This is a genomic window from Achromobacter sp. PD1 (genome assembly GCF_048541815.1).
In the GTDB taxonomy this organism is placed as follows: Bacteria; Pseudomonadota; Gammaproteobacteria; order Burkholderiales; family Burkholderiaceae_B; genus Achromobacter; species Achromobacter bronchisepticus_A.
This window is the reverse complement of record NZ_CP183349.1, coordinates 293,875-313,480: the sequence shown is the minus strand read 5'-3', so window position 1 is coordinate 313,480 and position 19,606 is coordinate 293,875. Positions and strand designations below refer to the sequence as shown.

The window sequence follows — 19,606 nt, the reverse complement described above, 5'->3', positions numbered from 1 at the left end:
CCGCGAGCCATCAGGCTTGCGGGTTTTTTCATGCCGGCGCCTTTCAGGGCTTGCGGCTGCCGCCCAGCAGGACGGCGATCTGGCGTTTCGGCCCGGAGGATGCGCCATTGTTCCTGGGCGCCGGCTCTTCGGCGGGCGCGGACGGCGCCGAGGGCTCGTAGGGCTTCAGGAAGAAATCATCCACGGGCTGGCGCGGCGCGCCGGACGAATAGCTGGAACGACGGTCGGACGAGCGGCCGCGGTCACCGCGGCTGTCACGGCCTTCACGACCCTCGCGACCTTCACGGCCTTCACGCGACGACGAACCGCGGCGCTCGTCGCTGCGGCGGTGGCTGCGGGCGACCAGATCGGCCGGAACATCCAGCGTGCCGCGCGGCACTTCGCGCTTGATGAGTTTTTCGATGTCGAGCAGGAAACGCTCTTCGTCGGGCGTGAACAAGGCGATGGCCTCGCCCGATGCGCCGGCGCGGCCGGTGCGGCCGATACGGTGCACGTAGTCTTCGGCGTTGTACGGCAGGTCGTAGTTGATGACGCAAGGCACGCCGGCCACGTCCAGGCCGCGCGCGGCCACGTCGGTGGCCACCAGCACTTCCAGTTCGCCGGCCTTGAAGGCTTCCAGCGCCTTCATGCGGTCGGCCTGGGTCTTGTCGCCGTGGATGGATTCGGCCTTGACGCCGTCGCGCTCCAGGTCGCGGGCCAGCCGCGCCGTGCCGATCTTGGTGTTGGAGAACACGATGACCTGGTTCAGGCCGCGCGACTTCACCAGATGCACGACCGCGGCGCGCTTGGCGTCGCTGGGCATCTTGTAGGCGATCTGGGTGATCGTGTTGGCGGTGGCGTTGCGCGCCGCGACTTCGATTTCGACCGGTTGATTCAGGTACGAGCGGCCCAGCTTGCGGATTTCATTGCTGAACGTGGCGGAGAACAGCAGGCCCTGGCGCTGCGCGGGCAGCAGGCGGATGATGCGCTCCAGGTCCGGCAGGAAGCCCATGTCCAGCATGCGGTCGGCTTCGTCCAGCACCAGGATGCCGACCTGGCTCAGGTTCACGTTCTTTTGCTCGACGTGGTCGAGCAGGCGGCCGGGCGTGGCCACCAGCACTTCGCAACCGCGGCGCAGGGCTTCCTTCTGCGGACCGATATCCACGCCACCGAAAACAACTGCCGAACGCAGCGGCGTCTGCTTGCTGTAGCGCTTGACGCTTTCGTAGACCTGGTCGGCCAGTTCGCGCGTGGGCGTCAGGATCAGCGCGCGCACCGGATGGCGCGCGGGCGATGCGCTGGTGTTGGCCAAGGGCATCAAGCGGTGCAGGATGGGCAGCGTGAAGGCGGCCGTCTTGCCGGTGCCGGTCTGCGCGGCGCCCATGACATCGCGCCCTTCCACCACGACGGGAATGGCCTGGGCCTGGATCGGCGTGGGCGTGGTGTAGCCGGTTTCGGCGATGGACTGCAGCAGCAGAGGGTGCAGCCCGAAATCGGTGAACGTCGGCGCGGGTGCGTCAGCGGCAGGTGCTACGGATTGAGTGGATTCAGTCATCAGGGTTAGGCAGATACCGGGACCAGTGAAAAAGAACAAAACGAGAGTGCTACGCGCACTGCACTACATATGCATCGGAACAGTCTGAACACGCGCAATCCGCATCCTGCGTTGCAGGCCAGGCGGCGCATTCTGGATTCGATACTTATGAGGGCAGTACCAGGCCCGGATTGCTGTGGATAACATGATTTTAGCGCAGCCGCATTACCACACGGTCCACTCGCCTTCTGAAAGGCATTGCAAAGGCCTTCCGCCGGCTGTCAGCAAGCGCCCGCCGGGCATACCAGCAGCGTCCACTGGATGGACGTTTTGGCAACGACCTTCAGCCGGCCAGCCAGCGCAGGCCCCAGAGCGCCAGCATGCCGACGATGATGACCAGCACCGCGCTGCGGGTGCGCAGGAATACCAGGATGGCGAGCACGCCCGCGACCAGCTTGTAGTCGAACACCGGCCCCAGGCCGGCCTTCCACGGCAGCAGGTCGGGCACGATGATGGCGGTCAGGGCGGCGGCGGGCGCGTAGCGCAAGGCGCGGCGCACGCCTTCCGGCAGGGGGATGTAATCGCCGAACAGCATAAAGCCGGCGCGCGTCAGCACGCTGCACAGCGCCAACAGCAGAATGGCGGAATAGACGTAGATCTCGGCGGGCCAGAGGGTCATGCGCGGGCCTTGAAGTAGCGTTCGGCCCAAATGCCGGCGACCACGCCCGCCACCACGGCGGCGGCCAGGCCCAGGCGCAGCGGCAGGACCTGCCCGGTCCAGGCGACCACGCCGGCAGCCAGCATGGAAATCAGCATGGGCTTGGTGTTGGCCAGCGGCACCGTGATGGCCAGCAGCGCCAGCACCGCGGCAAAGTCCAGCGACCAGTCCGTGGGCACCATGGAGCCCAGGTAGATGCCGACAATGGACGAGGTCTGCCAGACGAACCAGCCGGGCGCGATGGCGCCCAGGAAGAACCAGAGCTGCTCGCGGGTGCCGCGCACGGCCGCATCGCCAAAGCGCGGCATGAACAGCACGAAGCCCATGTCGGTCGTGAAATACCCCAACCCGAGGCGCTTGGGCCAGGACAGGTGGCGGAAATAGGGATGCAGCGCCGCGCCGAAAATGAGGAAACGCAGGTTCACCACGCAACCGGCGGCGAAGATCAGCCAAAGCGGCGCGCCGGTGGCGATGAGCGGCAGGGAGGTCAGCTGGGCGGAACCCGCGTACAGCAGCAGGGTCATGGCCAGCGCCATGGTCTCGGTCAAGCCCGACTTGACCATGGCCACGCCGGTGACCAGCCCCCAAGTGGCGGTGGCGATCAGGGCGGGCACGATGGCGTGCACGCCAGCCCGGAATGCAGCGATACGCTCCTGGCGGACCGCGACGGGGTCTTCGGATTCAGGAAGCGCAGATTCAGAGGACAACGGCTGGCCCCTGGCGATTCGGACAGGACGACATGGAAACTCTAAGGAAAAGGAACGCACGACAACCCGTTCGCCCGCCGGGATCAGTACGCGCGGGCCTGGCGGCGCCGCGCCGGGGCGCGAATAGGCGCGTATTGTAACCTCGCTGCTTGATACAATATGGACCTCGGGATTCTTGGGCGCTTGGGAGTAGACCATGTCGATGGCAGACCGCGACGGCTTCATCTGGTATGACGGCAAGCTCGTACCGTGGCGAGACGCGACCACGCACGTCCTGACGCACTCCCTGCATTACGGCCTGTCGGTATTCGAAGGCGTGCGCGCCTACCGCTCAGAGATCGGCACAGCCATCTTCCGCCTCGAAGACCATACCAACCGCCTCTTCAATTCGGCGCACATCTACCAAATCCCCATGCCCTTCGATCGCGACACGATCAACGAGGCGCAGCGGACGGTCGTGCGCGAGAACCAGCTGGAAGCCGGCTACCTGCGCCCGCTGGTGTTCTACGGCCCCGAAAAAATGGGCGTCTCTCCCAAGGGCGCCCGGGTGCACGTGGCCATCGCGGCCTGGCCCTGGGGCGCCTATCTGGGCGAAGAGGCGCTGTCCGCGGGCATCCGCGTCAAGGTGTCGTCATTCGCGCGGCAGCACGTGAACGTCACGATGCCGCGCGCCAAGGTGGCAACTACCTACGCCAATTCGATCCTGGCCAATACCGAGGCCCTGCAGGACGGCTACGACGAAGCCCTGCTGCTGGACACGGAAGGCTTCGTGGCCGAGGGTTCCGGCGAAAACCTCTTCATCATCAAGGACGGCGTGCTCTGCGAGCCTGAGATCGCCTCCGCCCTGACTGGCATTACCCGCTCCACCATCCATGCGCTGGCCGCCGACCTGGGCCTGCGCGTAGTGACCAAACGCCTGACGCGCGACGACGTCTACATCGCCGATGAGGCGTTCTTCACCGGCACGGCCGCCGAAGTGACGCCCATCCGCGAAGTGGACAACCGCCAGATCGGCTCCGGCCAGCGCGGCCCGATCACGGAGAGGCTGCAGAAAGCATTTTTTGACGTGGTGAATGGCCGCAACCCGAAGTACCATCACTGGCTGAGTAAAGTCTGATCCGCGCGGTCCGGTCCATGACCTGGCCGCATCATTGCCCCAACCTGCCGATTACCGGTTTTTTTTCAGGAATATCCATGACCGCTGCTGCTCCGGCCGCCGTCCCCCACCCCCACGAAGTCATCGAGGTCGGCGCCGACGACCTGCCCGTGTTCTGTCCGGGCCCCAAGGCGCCGCTCTGGAGCATGCATCCCCGCGTGTTCCTGGACGTGGCCCGCACCGGCTCCGCCAGCTGCGCCTACTGTGGCGCCGAATACCGCTTGAAGCCCGGCACCGTATTGCACGGCCACGGGCACTGAGTCACCCGCTCTACAACGTCCACCCGTTTCCGCCGCCATGTTCGCCACGCCCGAAGAAGCAGAGCACGCGTTCTACGAAGCCCTCGACCAGGCGGACGTCGTACGCCTGATGCAAGTGTGGGCAGACGACGAGGAAGTCGTCTGCATCCATCCGGGGGGCCTGCGCATCGTCGGCCACTCGGCGGTGCACGATTCCTGGCAGCAGGTGCTGGCCAACGGCCCCCTGCATGTGCGTCCGTTGCGTCCGCTGGTCATGCTCAGCATGATGTGCGCGGTGCACGTGCTGGTGGAACAGGTGGCGGTGCAAACGCGGGAAGGCACGCAATTCGCCAATTGCTACGCCACCAACATCTACCACAAGGGGCCCACCGGCTGGCGCATGGTCATGCACCATGCCTCGCCGGCGCCCACGGAAGCCGGGGTGCTCGACTTGCACGACGTACCCGACATGCTGCACTGAATCGGGTGGATTTTTAGTTGGCCGCTGCTCGTCTTGATACAACGCCCTGCCCCGTCCCCTCCTGGTTGCCCGGAGGCGACAGCCAGACGGTTTACGCCGCCCTGTTCGCGCAGTATCACCGCATCGCATTCGTGCGCGAACGGGTAGACACGCCCGACACCGATTTCGTCGACTTCGATTGGACCGGTCCGGGCCTGTTCCCGCACAAGTCCGCCGACGGCGCGCCCGTCAGCGGCCAGCGTCCGGTCGCCAATGGCAAGACCGCCGCGGCCCGGTGGATGACGGATGCGGACTGGAAGTCCCTGCCGCATACGCCCGATACGCCGGCCCTGATCCTGTTCCACGGCCTGGAAGGCGGCAGCAACAGCCGCTATGCGCAGTCCATCGCGCATCACTTCCGTGCGCGCGGCTGGATCGTGGTGATCGCGCATTTCCGCGGCTGTTCGGGCGTGCCCAACCGCCTGGCGCGCGCCTACTACTCGGGCGATTCGGCCGAGGTCGGCTTCATGCTGAATACCGTGCGCCAGCGCATTCCACATGCGCGCTGGCATGCGGTCGGCGTATCGCTGGGGGGCAACGCCCTGCTCAAGTACCTGGGCGAACACCAGGAGGACACCGGCTGGCTGACGGCCTGCGCGGGCGTGTCCGTGCCCCTGGACCTGGTGGCCTGCGGCAAGACGCTGTCCACCGGCGTGTTCAACCGCAGGGTCTACACCGCCCACTTCCTGAAGACGCTCAAGCACAAGGTGCTGGAGAAGGCGCACCGCTATCCCGGCGCCGTGGACGTCATGCGCATCGCCCATGCGCATGATCTGCGCGAGTTCGACGACACCTACACCGCGCCCATGCACGGTTTTCGCAATGCGCTGGATTACTGGACGCGGGCGTCCAGCAAGCCCTGGCTGCCGAAGATATCCGTGCCGACACTGGTGCTCAATGCCCGCAACGATCCCTTCGTGCCGGCAGCCTCGCTGCCGACGCCCGAGGAATGCTCGTCCACCATCCTGCTGCATCAGCCCACGGATGGGGGACATGCCGGTTTTCCGACCGGCAGCTTCCCCGCCCACCTGAACTGGCTGCCGCAGCGGCTGGGACGCTTCTTCGAAACTGGCCAGTAGGTCGCAGCGGCGCCCTGCCCGGCGTTCAACCCGACTTGAAGCGTTCCAGCAACTGGCGCTCTTCGGCCAGCTTGTCCTTCACTTCCTTGATCTGCACGTCGATCTGCGACTGCTCGTAGAAGTCGGTGGACATGTTGCGCGCCTGCTGCAGCTGCGACTCCGCGGCGGCGTATGCGCCAGTCATGACGTAGTAGCGCGCCTGGTCGCGGCGCGCAGCCACCGGCTTGCCATTGCGGTCTTCGCTCTGCGCCAGCATCTGGTAGAGGCTGGGTTCGTCGCTGCCCCATTGCTTGATCTTGGCCCGCAGGTACTCCTGCGCGTCCGTGTGGCGGCCGACGCTTTGCAACGCCTGGGCATAGGCAATGCCCAGGGCCCGATGCCCGGGCCAGCGCTTGGTGCCGGCCTGGGCCAGCTCCAGCGCCCGGGGGTACTCCTTGCGGGCCAGGGCGATATCCACGCTGAGCTTGGCCAGCTGGGCCGAACTGCGGCCGTCCGCCGACGCCAGGCTCCAGTTGCGCTCGGCATCGGCCAGATTGTTGCGCTGGAACGCCTGCAGCGCCAGGCCGTAGTAGGCGGCCGACTTGCGCACGCCCGACAGCGCCTGGGCCTCGTCCTGCAATTGCTGGCCGGCGGTACGCAGGCTGACCGCGTCGCGGCCCTGCACCACGCGCATCTTGGCGCGTATGTACCAGAAGTCGTCGCTATCCACGTGGCGCGCCACGGGAGACTGGTTGCGCACCCGATTCTGCACGTCCGACATGCGCTCGATGGACAGCGGGTGGGTGCTGGCCCAGGAGCCGCCGCCCGCGCCTTCGTTCAGGCGCGACGCGTTCATCAGGCGCCCGAACATCTGGGCCATGCCTTCGGCGTCGTAGCCCGCCTTGGTCAGCATCTGCAGCCCTGCCCGGTCGGCTTCGCGTTCCGCGTCGCGCGAAAAGCCCAACTGGCGGTTGATGGCCGCAGCCTGGCCGAATGCCGCCACGCCCATCGCCAGGTTGCCGCCGCCCCCGGCCAGGGCCGCCAGCAGCGCCCCCGCCAGGCTGGCCAGCATCACCATGCTGTTCTGGTTCTGCTGGGTCATGCCGCGGGCGATGTGGCGCTGCACGACGTGGCCGATTTCGTGCGCCAGCACCGCCGCCAGCTCGGATTCGCTGGCGGAAGCCACGATCAACCCGGTATTGACGCCGATGAAGCCGCCGGGCATGGCGAAGGCGTTGATTTCGGGGTCGCGCACGCCGAACATCTCGACCTCGGGGACCGCGCCGGGCGCGAAGGCCGCCAGCTTGCGCCCCATGGTGGTGAGGTACTGGCTGAGTTCGGAATCGTCCACATAGGTCGGGTCGCGCCGCCCCTGGGCCATGATGGCTTCGCCCAGGCTGCGTTCCAGCGCGGGGGACAGTTCAGCGGCGGAGGCCGCGCCCATCGAGGGCAGGCCTACGGGCTGCGCCCAGGCGGCGATGGGGATGGCGGGCACGGCCAGGGCCACGGACAGCCCGACGATTGCACCCCGTTTCGCAATCGAGCAAATGGATGGCATTTTCCTGCGGTTCATAAGCCTATGATAGCGATGCGCTTAAAATGTTTCATCGATAGCCCCAACGAGGTCTCAATGCGTCCTGTCCGTAAAGCTGTTTTCCCTGTCGCCGGCATGGGTACGCGCTTCCTGCCCGCCACCAAGGCAATGCCCAAGGAAATGCTGCCCGTGGTCGACAAGCCGCTGATCCAATACGCCGTGGAAGAAGCCGTGGCCGCCGGGATCACCGACCTCATCTTCGTGACGGGGCGCAACAAGCGCGCCATCGAAGACCACTTCGACTCCGCGCCGGAACTCGAATCGGACCTGGAAAGCAAGGGCAAGCACGAGCTTCTGGCCATGGTGCGGGGCATTCTACCCGCGCATGTGAATTGCCTCTATATCCGCCAGTCGGCTCCGCTGGGACTGGGCCACGCGGTGCTGTCGGCCGCGCCTGCCGTGGGCGACGAACCCTTTGCCGTGCTGCTCGCCGACGACCTGATCGACGCCGAACAGCCCGCGCTGAAGCAGCTGATCGACGTGGCCGTGGCGCAGAACGCCAGCGTGCTCGGCGTGCAGGACGTGCCGCGCGTGGACACCCGCAAGTACGGCATCGTGGCCACCCGCCAGGGGGATGCCAGCGCCAACGGCCGCACGGAACGCGTCACCCATATCGTCGAAAAGCCCGACCCTGAAGCCGCGCCGTCGACGCTCGCCGTGGTGGGCCGCTACGTGCTGGAAGCCGCGATCTTCGACCACCTGCGCTCGACCAAGATGGGCGCCGGCAACGAGATCCAGCTGACCGACGGCATCGCCTCGCTGATGCGCGAGCGCGCCGTGTATGCGCACCGCTATGAAGGCGTGCGCTACGACTGCGGCAGCAAGGCCGGCATGTTCCAGGCCACCGTGGCGCTGGGCAAGAAGTACCACGGCCTGCTGCCGGAATAGCCGCAAGCCTGCGGCCATTCATGCCGCGTCAAGGCTTGAGCGCCGCGGCCTCGCTCAGGCCGTTCAAGCCTTGTCCCGGAATCCTCCGCGCCGCGGGCTCCTGGGCCTTCGGCCCGCCAATGCCGAAGCGCTGCGCCGCCACGCCCATCAGGATGATTACAGCGCCCAGCGCGGACGTGTACGCCACCTCCCGGCGATACGTTCCCTCCAGCACCATCGTCAGCAAGGCTGCGCAGATGAACAGGATGACCGCCCAGGTCAGCCAGGGAAACAACCACATCTTGAACTTCAGCTCGACTCCCTGAGCCTGCAGGCGTTGCCGCATGCGCAGTTGGCAGCATGCGATGGTCAGGTAGACAAACAGCGCCACGCAGCCCGTGGTTTGCATGAGGACGTCGTACAGGTCCATCGAGGACGTCGCCATCATGTAGACGGCAACGAATGCGAACACGCTGGATATGACCACGCCCACGTACGGCGCGCCCGAGGAAGCGCCAGTGACAGCCATGATGCGATGCGCGTCGCCACGGCGGGCCAGCGAATAGAGCATGCGCGACGAGACATACAGCGCCGAGTTGAAGCAGCTGCAGACCGAGGTCAGCACGATGGCGTTGACGATCAGCTGCGCGTACGGAATGCCCATCGCGTCCAGCACCACGTTGTAGCTGCCGCGCGTCGGGTCGACCAGGGCGGGGGTGTCATAGGGCACCAGGCAAACCACCAGAAAGATGGACCCTACATAGAACAGGCAGATCCGCCAGACCACCGATCGGATGGCTTTCACGATTTGGCCGCCGGGCTCGGAGGTCTCACCCGCCGCCACCGTGACGACTTCCGCGCCCATCATGGCGAACATGATGCCCAGCAATGCGGTGACCACGGCGCCGGGCCCATTGGGCATGAATCCCCGATCGGTGAGATTGGACATGCCGCCGGCATCGCCGAAGGGCCACAGGTGCACAACCGCCAGCGTGCCGACCACCAGGAACAGGACGATGGCCACCACTTTGATCAGGCCGAACCAAAACTCGAATTCCCCGTAGTTCCTGACGTTCATGAAGTTGACGCCTATCAACCCTAGCGTCAGGAGCAGCGCGTAGACCCAATTGGGCGCCACGGGGAACCAGCCATGCAGAATCTGTCCCGCGACATAGGCTTCCCAACCCATCAGCAGCGCCCAGAAGTACCAGTACAGCCAACCGATGGTGAAACCCGCCCAGCGCCCGATAGCGCGATCCGCGTAGGTCGAAAAAGAACCGGTATCGGGCTGGGCCACGGCCATCTCGCCCAGCATGCGCATGACCAGAAACACCAGGATCCCGCCGCCCAGATAGGCCAGGATCACCGCTGGCCCGGCCAGCGCGATCTGCTTGCCCGACCCCACAAACAAGGCTGCGCCGATGACCCCCGCAATGGAAATCATCGTCATGTGGCGCGATTGCAGCCCACCCTTGAGTCCCTCACCCTTAGACATGCTTTCTCCTTTTACCGCGCCCCCGGTATGGAACGCGCTTGTTTTGGTTATCCCGCGCAGGCCTGATGCACGGCGCGCTTGACGCTAGTCCTCAAGTCCTGCGGGCGCGAACCCAGCCAGGAGCACGTCAAGCCCGCGCGGCGCAAGATCCCGCGCTTCACGCTCTTCCTTTCTACGCACGGCGTTGCGGACCAGCGAACCGCCGAAGTACTTGATGGGTTCAGGCGGAAACCGCTTGGGCTTGCGGTCGACCAGGGCGCAGCGGCGCCACGCATCGTTGCGATCCAGGGCCAGGCTTGCCAGAATCCTGCCGCCCAACAGGCTGGGCGCGACGCCGTTGCCGCTCCAACCCACTCCATAGTGGATGTGTCCGGTACCGGCCAGGGTGCCGAAAACGGGCAGGCTGTCGTAGGTCCGATCGATCGGACCCGACCACGCATGCGAGACGCGCACATCGGCAAGCATCGGGTAGGCGCGGCGGAAATCCTGCTCCGCCATCAGGCAGCTTTCTTCGTGGCGGCTGAAGGTGGCGTCGATGACGCCACCCCGGGAAAGCGCGCCCGTGCCCTTGCCGTATGCGATTCGCCCGTCCCGCGTGGTCCGGTAGTACCCGACCATCAACTGCGAGTCGGTGATGGCTTCGCCCCCCGTCCAACCCAGCGCAGCCAGGCGCTCGGGAATCGCCTGCGTCACGACGATGGAACTGTTGACGGGCACGATCAGCCTTGAGATTTCAGGAATGGCGGCGGCCCATGCATTCGTCGCCAGCACGACGCTTTTGGCCAGTATCGTGCCCGAGGCGCTGCGGATCACCGCCGGATAGCCGTGGCTCAACTCCAGCACCGGCGTGTTTTCGTGGATCACGATGCCGCGCTCCAGGGCCACCCTGCGCATGCCTCGCACCAGCCTTGCCGGCTGCACCGTGGCGTTGCCGCGTTCGAACACGCCCGCCCTGTGCATGCGAGACCCGGTTCGACGTGCGACGTCCTCCGGCAGCATGTGCTCGAAGGGACGCGCGCCGACCCGGGCGCAGGCCTGGAGCGTACCCTCCCATGACTCCTGTTGCGCATCGGAAGTGGCCGTCCAGAGCCATCCCCCGCAGCGAAAGTGCGCATCGATGCGATGGCGGCCGCAGAACTGTGCGATTTCATCGATGGCGCGTTCCGAGGCCCGGGCCAGGAACAGCGCATCGTCGACATCCGCGAACGCAAGCAGCGAAGCGATTTTCGGCCACCAGGACATGGCCATGCCGCCGTTGCGCCCTGAAGCGCCTCCGCCGCAGACGTCCCGCTCCAGGACCACGACCTTGGACTGAGGGCTGAGTTCCTTGATGCTCAACGCCGTCCACAGGCCTACATAGCCTCCACCGATAATCACGATGTCGGCGGCCTGACTGCCGGTCAGCGGCGCACTTGCCTGCAAGGCGGGTTCCGCCTCCCGCATCCAGAAACTGCGTTGCAGGAACGGTCCGGCCTGGCTTGAATGGTGTGAAATGATCATGAGCAAAGCGGCTCAATCTGGCCGCGCCTGAAATCAAATATATCTACATAATTTCTGTAGGTTGCGATCCTATAGAAGCTGATTTTCGGAAAAAATAGGGGCTTTCCCCCATATTTCCGGTCCTATCATGAAGGATCGTGTTTATATAATTTATCTATATATATTCTGTATGTTCTGCCAGAACAGACCGTCCACCGTGCCAGCACAGGAACTTCACTTGCATGTCTGAGTATCGAATCGGCGACGTCGCGCGCCTCACAGGCACGAACATCTCGACGCTGCGGCTATGGGAGCAACACGGCCTCCTCGTTCCGGCGCGCACCGAAACAGGACAGCGCGTCTACTCAGACGCGGATCTGGCCCGGGTATCCCATATCGTTCGTCTGCGGCAGATCAACGGCCTGAACATGCCCGCGATCCGTCGCGTGCTGGAGGAGTCGCAGGCCGGATCGGCGTCCACGGCGCCACCATCGCCCGCCTCGGGCGCCACGGCATCTCAAGCCCGCGAAATAGCTGACGCGGCCGCGCTCGGACTGCGCTTTCGCACCGCGCGCCGAAGCGCGGATCTGTCGCTGAAAGAGGCGTCGGACGAAACCAGCCTGCCCGTGTCCTTCATTTCGACCTTTGAACGGACGGGCCGCGGGGCCACCGTCGCAAGCCTGAAGCTGCTAGCCACCTGTTATGGCACGTCGCTGACGGCCCTGTCGGAAGTACCGCCCAAACCGTCGCGCAACGCGGCAGAGGTCGTGCGCAAGGGTCAGGAAATACACGCCCCGTCGTTCGGCGCGGGCATCCAGATCCTGCAGCTGGCAACGAGCCTGCCTTCGCTCGACTGCCAGAAATGGGTTCTGGCGCCGGGCGCCCGCAGCGAAGGCGCCTATACGCACCATGGAGAAGAGTGCATCCACGTCATCGCCGGCGAGTTCAGCATTACGGTCGATCTGGCGGCACCGGTGACCTTGCGCGCCGGAGACAGCATCTCGTTCCTTAGCGGGCGGCCGCATTCGTGGAAAGTCGTCGGCGAGGAAACCGTGGAACTGTTCTGGGTCAATACGCCGAAGAGCTTCTGAGCCCGGCGGCGTACGCCACCCGCCGCGGTTCTCAGGCCGAAGCGGCGCGAGCGCGGGCCTTGGAGCGGGCCAGCGCTTCGCGATCCGCCTTGCGCAAGCGCCCCTTGGCCGATAGCCGCATCAAGGTTCCCAGGGCCACCATCAGGCCGATCACCTCGACCAGCGCCGCCGGAATCCACATGGTCAGGCCGCCTATGGTCTGGTCGGTCTGGGCCGACATGGCGATGGCGCGGCCGCATAGTTCGAACAGCGGATAGATGTCGCTTTCGGTGAAGGCGATGACTGCGCCCGCCACCATCTGCGGCAGCATCGTCAGCACGGGCGAAATGACCCGGCCGCCCGGCGTCATGGCCGCCGGCGGCGCGGGCCGGCGATCCAGGATCAGGTGCCAGTACATGAAGCCGCTGATCACCACCGACCAGTTCATCAGGCGGTAGAGACGCCAGTCCAGCATGGAATAGAACTGCACCGACGGAATCAGCCAGACCAGCACCAGGAAGACGAACAGCGTCGGCACGAAGATCTTGTGGGTCAGCACCGCCACCGTCGCGCGGCCGGCGCCGGTGCGCAGGAAGTCACGCAGGCGGATGCGCCAGCGCATGGGCAGGCCCGCCCGCATCACCTGTCCCGGGAACGCCGCCATCACCAGCAACGGCCCCAGATGGTGCAGCACCAGATGCTGGATGCGGTGGATGAAGAACATGCGCTCGGCGTAGTAGTCCAGCCGGGTATGCATGGACAGGTACAGCAGCACCATGCCGGTCCAGAACAGGATGCTGCGGGCGGCGGTCACGCGATGGACCTTTTGGCCGCGCACGAACAGCACGATGGCCACCAGGAAGGAGGCCACCAGCGTGGGAGAGAACTCCCAGGGTATGAGCCATTCGAGACTATCCATGCAAACCATCCGGAAAACGTCGGGGCTGTACGAGGACGGGCGCCATGCGCCGCACCCGCCGATTGTAGTTGACCCCGGCCCGCCCTGCCCCGGCGTTCAGAAACGGTGCGAAATGCCCGTGCCCACCCGCGTGGTGTGGGAGCGGGCAGGATCGAACTGGTCGTCCAGCGTGTAGTTCGACGCATAGCCGGCGAAGGCATAGAGCGTCGTGCGCGCAGACAGGCTGTAGGTATAGCCCAGCGTCATCACCTGCGCATTGCGCGCCGTCATGCCGTTGTCCCAATGCCAGTCCGGGTGCGCCAGCGACCATTGCACCAGCACGGCGCCGGGTCCGACCGGCACGCTGGCCCCGACCAGCCAGGCATCGACCGTGCCGCCGCGCACGAAGGCAGCCGGCCCCAGGCCCATGCCCAGCCCGTCCGGATCGCCCCCGTCCAGCCCGACATCGCCGTTGCGCTGGCGCGACCATGCCAGGGACAGTTTCAGCACCTCGAAGTCATAGGAGGCGCCCAGCTGCACCGCTTGCGGCCGTCCATTGCTGCCCGGCGGGGCGTCGGCCAGGCGCAGTTGGTCCCAGGTGGCGATCGCCAGCAAGGGTCCGTCCTCATATTTCAGGCCGAGGCTGAGCGCGCGGTTGTTGTTGGCCGTTTTGAACTGGTTGCGGTCGTCGGCGTCGAAGGAGTAACCGATGCCGGCCTGGAAACCGCCCCAGACAGGTGTGTAGTAATTGACCAGGTTGCTGAACTGGTAGTTGTCGGACGCCTTGAAGGTGGCACCCATGCCCATTTCCTTCCAGGACGCGATTTCCAGGGAATTGCCGTAGACCTGGCCTATGGTGTGCTGGCGCCCCAGCCGCAGGTCGCCGAAGCTGTCATGTCCCAGGCCGACCCAGGCGGCGTAATTGAAGAAGCGGTCGTCGTCGGCCCGCTTGCCCGACGAAGGATCGAAGCCGCTTTCCAGCTGGAACCTGGCGCTCCAGCCCCCGCCCATGTCTTCCGCTCCCGTCATTCCCCATAGCGAATCGGTCAGTCCGCCATTGAGCAGCCCGCTGTGGCTGCCCTGCCCCGAGACCGTGGTGACGGCCACCCCCGCGTCCACCACGCCGTACAGCGACAGCCCCTGCCCGGTCTCGGCGCTACGCGCCGCCAGGGGAAGGGCCAGGCCCACTGCCATCAGCGCGGCAAAAGTGGCGATTCTCATGCGTTTCTCCTGATTGCGCGGCGGGTTTGCGACCGCCGCGGGCCTTATCGACTTATTGCCAACCGTAGCGGCGGACCCAGATTCCCTTCAGCAACTGCGTCAGCGTGCAGTAGGCCAACAGGATGCCGACCAGCCAGGGGAAGTAGCTCCATGGCAGCGGCTGCAGCTGGAGGTACTCGGCCAAGGGCGAAAACGGCAGCAGCAGCCCCATCGTCACCACCATCAGGGTCATGCCCATCAGCGGCCACGCGGCGCGGCTTTGCAGGAACGGGATCTTGCGCGTGCGGATCATATGGACGATGAGCGTCTGCGACAACAGGCCTTCGACGAACCAGCCCGATTGGAACAGCGTCTGGTGTTCCGCGGAGTTGGCCTGGAAGATGTACCACATGAGCGCATAGGTGGCGATATCGAACACGGAGCTTATCGGACCGAAAAACACCATGAAACGGCCCAGGCCATCGGGGTCCCATTGCTGGGGTTGCTTCAAGAGTTCTTCGTCGACGTTGTCAAACGGAATGGCGGTCTGGGAAATGTCGTACATCAGGTTCTGCACCAGCAGATGAATGGGCAGCATCGGCAGGAACGGCAGGAAGGCGCTGGCCACCAGCACCGAGAAGACATTGCCGAAGTTCGAGCTGGCCGTCATCTTCAGGTACTTGAGCATGTTGCAGAAGGTTTTGCGGCCTTCGATGACGCCGTCTTCCAGCACCATCAGGCTCTTTTCCAGCAGGATGATGTCCGCGGCCTCTTTCGAGATATCGACCGCCGAATCCACGGAGATGCCCACGTCCGCCGCCCGCAGGGCTGGCGCGTCGTTGATGCCGTCGCCCATGAAGCCCACGGTGTTGCCCTGGGCCCGGAGGCTGCGCACGATGCGCTCCTTGTGGGCCGGCGTGAGCCGCGCGAACACGTTGGCCTCGCGCACCGCGGCGGCCAGTTGCGCCTCGTCCATCGCTTCGATATCGGCGCCCAGGTAGACCTTGCGCACCTCGAAATCCACCTCGCGGCAGACCTTCTGCGTCACCAGCTCCACGTCGCCGGTCAGCACCTTCACCTCGATGCCGGAAGCCTTGAGCGCCTTGAGCGCGGGAGCGGTGGATTCCTTGGGAGGATCCAGGAAAGCCATGTACCCGACCAGCACCAGATCGGACTCGTCGGCCACGCCGTAGGTTTGCTGGGTGGGCGGCATTTCCTTGACGCCGACCGCGATGACGCGCAGGCCGTCGCGGTTCAGGTCCGCCGTCACCCGGCGGATGTCGGCCCGGCGGGCATCGGTCAGCAGATGCTCTTCGTGGCCCACACGCAGGCGGGTGCAAGCCGCCAGCATCTCCTCCAGCGCGCCCTTGCAGATCAATTCGTGATGCTCGCGGCCATTCTCGGTCTCGTTGACCACCACCGACATGCGGCGCCGGGAAAAGTCGAAGGGGATCTCGTCGACCTTGCGGTACTTCGCCGCCAGATCCAGCTTGCGCTCGACCTCGGCGTGCTGCAGCACCGCCACATCCAGCAGGTTCTTCAGGCCGGTCTGGTAGTAGCTGTTGAGATAGGCGTAGGCCAGCACGTCGTCGCTGCTGGCGCCGTACACATCGGTGTGCCGCTCCAGCACGATGCGGTCCTGGGTCAGGGTGCCGGTCTTGTCGGTGCACAGCACGTTCATCGCCCCAAGGTTCTGGATGGCGTCCAGCCGCTTGACCACGACCTTGCGGCGCGACATGCGCACGGCGCCCTTGGCCAGGGTGGCCGTGACGATCATGGGCAGCATTTCAGGCGTCAGGCCCACGGCGATGGCCAGCGCGAACAGCAGCGCTTCCATCCAGTCGCCCTTGGTGAAACCGTTGATCAGCATGACGATGGGCGCCATGACCAGCATGAAGCGGATCAGCACCCAGCTCACGCGGTTGATGCCTTGCTGGAACTGGGTCGGCGCGCGGCTGGTCTGCGTGACGCGTCCGGCCAACTGGCCGAAGTAGCTGCGCGAGCCAGTGGCCACCACCAGGGCGCTGCCCGAGCCGCTGACCACGTTGGTGCCCATGAAGGCCATGTTCTCAAGTTCCAGCGCGTTGGCGGTCTCGCTGCGCTGCGTGGCGTACTTTTCGACCGGCAGCGATTCGCCCGTCAGCGCGGCCTGCGCAACGAACAGGTCCTTGGCATTCAGGATGCGGCAGTCGGCGGGAATCATGTCGCCCGCGGACAGCAGCACCACGTCGCCCGGCACCAGCTCCGCCAGCGGCACCTCGACCTGGCGCGATCCGCTGACATGCAGCGCCACGCCGAAGAATCGGCGCGCGTCGCCCTCGGCGTCGGCTGCCGGGTCGCTGCGCAGCACCGTGGCGGTGTTCTGCACCATGGCCTTGAGCGCCTCGGCGGCGCGATTGGAGCGCTGCTCCTGCGCAAACCGCAACACAGTGGAGATGAGCACCATTGCGCCGATGATGAATACCGCCGTCCAGGACTGGTCGTCGGGTTCGGCCATGCGCACGTCGGTGAGCCAGGACAGCGCCGCCAGCGCGGTCAAAAGCAGGTTGAACGGATTGCGATAGGACAGCCAGAGATGCGTGTACCAGGAGAGCGGCTTTTCGTGGTCGACCTCGTTGGCGCCGTAGCGTTCGCGCGCGGTCTGGGCCTGGGCCTCCGACAGTCCGCCGCGGCTGCTGCCGAACAGGGCGAACAAGGCGCCGAAGCCCATGCGCGACAGGTCCAGCATCTGGCGGTTGGCATGGCGCGCGGTATCGGAGGACGCGGCGGCCGTCGTGGCGCCGCGCTCGGGCATGGGCGAACGGCGGAAATGTCTTGCACTATGGCGCAGGCCCGCCGCCGACGTAAAGAAGGACTTGAGAAACTTGAACATCGGAGTGCTCCGGTTGTACGTGTAGTTCTTGGAGACACGGACGACCCTGCCCGCTGGCGGCTGCGCGCAGGCGGCAGCGGTCCGCGGCTTTCGCGCAGAAAGCCGTCAAACCGCCGCGTACAGGCGTGCGCAGGCGCCGGGGCAATGTTGCCGGTATCCGGATCGCATGAAATGCGCCGGGTGCGGAAAACGGATGGGAGCTAGCGGAGGAATCGGTACCGGCGGCAGAGGCGCACGCGACGTAGGCCAGGCCGGCGATTCTTGGCTGCGGACTCCGTACGGGCCAGGATGACTATCCTGCCTGTCGGCTCGCAGCGAGGAGACAGGTCAGACAGGCATGCCGGCGCCGCGCACTGGGCGCAATCGAGGCTCGGGGTCTAAGGCACTAGGCATGATCTCTCCTGTGGAAGAAAGGACGGCTTCAGGCCAGCGCAGCCTGCGTGGCTGGCGTGGCTTGCGTGCCGAAGTGCACGTGGCGCACGGCGGGATTGGCGCTCAGGCGGCGCGCCTGCGACATCAGTTCGCCCCGCAATTCCGGGGGACAATTGACGGTGATGCAGGCGGATGCCATGCCAGGATCCCGACCCTGGTCGATCTGCACCTGCGAGACGTCCAGGCCGGCGGCGCTGAAATCCAGGCAGATCTGCTTGCGCAAGGCGCCCAGCTCGTCGCGCGGACAGATGACCGTCAGACGCGAAGTGCCGCGGCGGCGGCCCAGGGCGGTGGCGCGGTCCACGCCGGCGCGGCGTAGGAACAAGTCGAAGAAACGCATAACGACCTCCATTGCAAGAATGGGGAGCGTGATCGCGAATACGCGCGCGCCCGCGCTGCGTTCGGCGGACAGGCACGACAAACGTGCACGAACGCTGACGCTGCGGATTGCGGCGGTTCTGGCGGTTTACGTTGGGGAGTTTCCCGGCAAGCCGCTGGCTTGCGCGATTGTCCGGGCTTGCGCCTGGAGCTTGGGATACAACCGCAACCTGTTCAACAGGCTGCGGCAGACGGAGTTCTGCGTGGACCTGTTAAACAGCGACGTCGATGCAAGATCGACAACTTTCGCCGGAATCGGTATTCACGAAGACTGCTCCTGGGATGGATAACGGGCAGAAGTTTACGCGGGTTTCCACTTATGGACAAGGCTTTTGGGGCCAAATCGGGCCTGAATGTGGAAAAAACCGCGGGGGCCGAGGCCCCGCGCGCAACGCACTGTCAAGCGTAGAAGTGCCAGCCCAGATAGGCGGCGAACACGGCATACAGTCCGCCCACCGCCGACAACGCCGGCACGCTCATGACCGAACGGCGGAAACGCAGCCACAAGAGGCTGATCGACAGCATCGTGAAGAGGCCCGCCGCCAGCAAGGGAGCGTCCAGCAGCCAGGGCGTCATGAAGATGCCCAGCGCGCTGGGAATGGTCGCCTGGATCATCATGGCGCCCGAAATGTTGGCCAGCGCCAGCCGTTCCTTGCCCTGGCGCACCCAGATCAGCGCGTTCATGATTTCCGGCAGCTCGGTCGCCACCGGCGCCAGCAACAGCGCGGCCACATGAGGCGACGCGCCCATGGCCACGCCCAGCAGCTCGATCTGGTTCACGAACACATGCGATGCCCCGGCGATCACGACCAGCGCCAGTATCGTCTGCGTGACCGCCCAGAACATGCTCGGATCCTCGTCGCGCGGGCGCAGCTTCAGTGGCTCGAGGTCTTCGCTGGCCAGGCTTTCCTCGTCGTTGCTGAGTTCGCGCTTGACGTAAAGGCCGTAGGTGGCCAGAAACAGGATGCCCAACCAGGGCTTCCAGGCAAAGGCCAACAGGCCCAGGCCCACCTTGAAGATGAAGATGCCCATGAACCAGGCCTGGTCGCGGGCCAGCCGGCGCTGGTCCGCGTTGATACAGTCCGCCTGCGTGGCGCGTCCGCGGCGCGCGCGCCACAAAGCCAGGCCGACCACCGCATACGCCAGCGTCGCGAGCACCAGCGGGCCGCCCATGGCGGCGCCTACGCCTATGTCTTTTTGCTCGGGGGTTTCGCCGAACACGACGGCCATGAAAGTCACGGCGCTTTCCGGCAAGGCCGTGCCGAACGCGGCGAGCACGGTGCCGGTGGCGGTGGCGCCCAGCTGGAAGCGATGGCCGACCCATTCGACGCCGTTCACGAAGAACTCGCAGGCGAAGTAGATCACTGCCGCTGACAGGAAAAACAGGAACAGAGTGAGAAACATATAGGC

Annotated in this window: 18 protein-coding genes; 7 read left to right on the top strand and 11 right to left on the bottom strand. The window is 65.5% G+C overall.

Annotated features, from left to right (window positions below; genetic code table 11):
- Positions 1-43: 43 nt before the first annotated feature.
- The 3 genes from ACM1PE_RS01385 to ACM1PE_RS01375 form a co-directional block, all read right to left on the bottom strand.
- Complete coding sequence (locus ACM1PE_RS01385; protein ID WP_118932890.1) at positions 44-1,534, bottom strand: DEAD/DEAH box helicase; 1,491 nt, start codon at positions 1,532-1,534, stop codon at positions 44-46.
- Between the two features lie 322 nt (positions 1,535-1,856).
- Positions 1,857-2,192 (bottom strand): AzlD domain-containing protein, encoded by a 336-nt coding sequence (locus ACM1PE_RS01380; protein WP_054449947.1) that lies wholly within the window; start codon positions 2,190-2,192, stop codon positions 1,857-1,859.
- Positions 2,189-2,938, bottom strand: coding sequence for an AzlC family ABC transporter permease (locus ACM1PE_RS01375; RefSeq protein WP_059371643.1), 750 nt, complete (start codon positions 2,936-2,938; stop codon positions 2,189-2,191). The genes ACM1PE_RS01380 and ACM1PE_RS01375 overlap by 4 nt, the downstream gene beginning before the upstream one ends.
- A 196-nt stretch (positions 2,939-3,134) precedes the next feature.
- Between ACM1PE_RS01375 and ACM1PE_RS01370 the strand changes: the two genes are divergently transcribed.
- The 4 genes from ACM1PE_RS01370 to ACM1PE_RS01355 all read left to right on the top strand — a co-directional run bounded on the left by ACM1PE_RS01370 (position 3,135) and on the right by ACM1PE_RS01355 (position 5,932).
- Positions 3,135-4,055 (top strand): branched-chain amino acid transaminase, encoded by a 921-nt coding sequence (locus ACM1PE_RS01370; protein ID WP_059371642.1) that lies wholly within the window; start codon positions 3,135-3,137, stop codon positions 4,053-4,055.
- Between the two features lie 77 nt (positions 4,056-4,132).
- Positions 4,133-4,354, top strand: coding sequence for a zinc-finger domain-containing protein (locus ACM1PE_RS01365; protein ID WP_059371641.1), 222 nt, complete (start codon positions 4,133-4,135; stop codon positions 4,352-4,354).
- 37 nt (positions 4,355-4,391) lie between these two features.
- Complete coding sequence (locus ACM1PE_RS01360; protein WP_054449940.1) at positions 4,392-4,814, top strand: YybH family protein; 423 nt, start codon at positions 4,392-4,394, stop codon at positions 4,812-4,814.
- Between the two features lie 17 nt (positions 4,815-4,831).
- Entirely contained in the window at positions 4,832-5,932 is a 1,101-nt protein-coding gene (locus ACM1PE_RS01355; protein ID WP_059371640.1) for an alpha/beta fold hydrolase, read from the top strand.
- A 25-nt stretch (positions 5,933-5,957) separates the two neighbouring features.
- Here the strand turns inward: ACM1PE_RS01355 and ACM1PE_RS01350 are convergent, their stop codons facing one another.
- On the bottom strand, positions 5,958-7,484 hold the full coding sequence (locus tag ACM1PE_RS01350) for a M48 family metalloprotease (RefSeq protein WP_059371639.1): 1,527 nt from the start codon (positions 7,482-7,484) through the stop codon (positions 5,958-5,960).
- A gap of 57 nt (positions 7,485-7,541) precedes the next feature.
- Between ACM1PE_RS01350 and galU the strand changes: the two genes are divergently transcribed.
- Complete coding sequence (gene galU / locus ACM1PE_RS01345) at positions 7,542-8,393, top strand: UTP--glucose-1-phosphate uridylyltransferase GalU (protein ID WP_059371638.1); 852 nt, start codon at positions 7,542-7,544, stop codon at positions 8,391-8,393.
- A 28-nt stretch (positions 8,394-8,421) separates the two neighbouring features.
- Here the strand turns inward: galU and ACM1PE_RS01340 are convergent, their stop codons facing one another.
- Together ACM1PE_RS01340 and ACM1PE_RS01335 are read right to left on the bottom strand one after the other, a co-directional pair.
- A complete protein-coding gene (locus ACM1PE_RS01340; RefSeq protein ID WP_419342417.1) occupies positions 8,422-9,867 on the bottom strand; it encodes an amino acid permease in 1,446 nt (481 codons plus the stop codon).
- 84 nt (positions 9,868-9,951) lie between these two features.
- Entirely contained in the window at positions 9,952-11,367 is a 1,416-nt protein-coding gene (locus tag ACM1PE_RS01335) for an NAD(P)/FAD-dependent oxidoreductase (RefSeq protein ID WP_419342415.1), read from the bottom strand.
- Between the two features lie 221 nt (positions 11,368-11,588).
- On the opposite strand from ACM1PE_RS01335, the gene ACM1PE_RS01330 reads away from it, so the two are divergent.
- Positions 11,589-12,437, top strand: a complete 849-nt coding sequence (locus ACM1PE_RS01330; RefSeq protein ID WP_059371635.1) for a MerR family transcriptional regulator — start codon at positions 11,589-11,591, stop codon at positions 12,435-12,437.
- 31 nt (positions 12,438-12,468) lie between these two features.
- Here the strand turns inward: ACM1PE_RS01330 and ACM1PE_RS01325 are convergent, their stop codons facing one another.
- From ACM1PE_RS01325 to ACM1PE_RS01310, 4 genes are all read right to left on the bottom strand, one after another.
- A complete protein-coding gene (locus ACM1PE_RS01325) occupies positions 12,469-13,344 on the bottom strand; it encodes a cytochrome c oxidase assembly protein (protein ID WP_419342413.1) in 876 nt (291 codons plus the stop codon).
- A gap of 87 nt (positions 13,345-13,431) precedes the next feature.
- Positions 13,432-14,535: a porin gene (locus ACM1PE_RS01320; RefSeq protein ID WP_059371633.1), complete on the bottom strand. Its 1,104-nt coding sequence runs from the start codon at positions 14,533-14,535 to the stop codon at positions 13,432-13,434.
- A gap of 52 nt (positions 14,536-14,587) precedes the next feature.
- Positions 14,588-17,386, bottom strand: a complete 2,799-nt coding sequence (gene mgtA / locus ACM1PE_RS01315; RefSeq protein WP_419342411.1) for a magnesium-translocating P-type ATPase — start codon at positions 17,384-17,386, stop codon at positions 14,588-14,590.
- Positions 17,387-17,807: 421 nt separating this feature from the next.
- A complete protein-coding gene (locus ACM1PE_RS01310; RefSeq protein WP_059371631.1) occupies positions 17,808-18,158 on the bottom strand; it encodes a hypothetical protein in 351 nt (116 codons plus the stop codon).
- A 28-nt stretch (positions 18,159-18,186) separates the two neighbouring features.
- Between ACM1PE_RS01310 and ACM1PE_RS01305 the strand changes: the two genes are divergently transcribed.
- Complete coding sequence (locus ACM1PE_RS01305) at positions 18,187-18,486, top strand: hypothetical protein (protein WP_124260367.1); 300 nt, start codon at positions 18,187-18,189, stop codon at positions 18,484-18,486.
- Positions 18,487-18,595: 109 nt separating this feature from the next.
- Here ACM1PE_RS01305 and ACM1PE_RS01300 read toward each other — a convergent pair whose 3' ends face one another.
- Complete coding sequence (locus ACM1PE_RS01300; RefSeq protein WP_118932898.1) at positions 18,596-19,600, bottom strand: sodium:calcium antiporter; 1,005 nt, start codon at positions 19,598-19,600, stop codon at positions 18,596-18,598.
- Between the last annotated feature and the right edge of the window lie 6 nt (positions 19,601-19,606).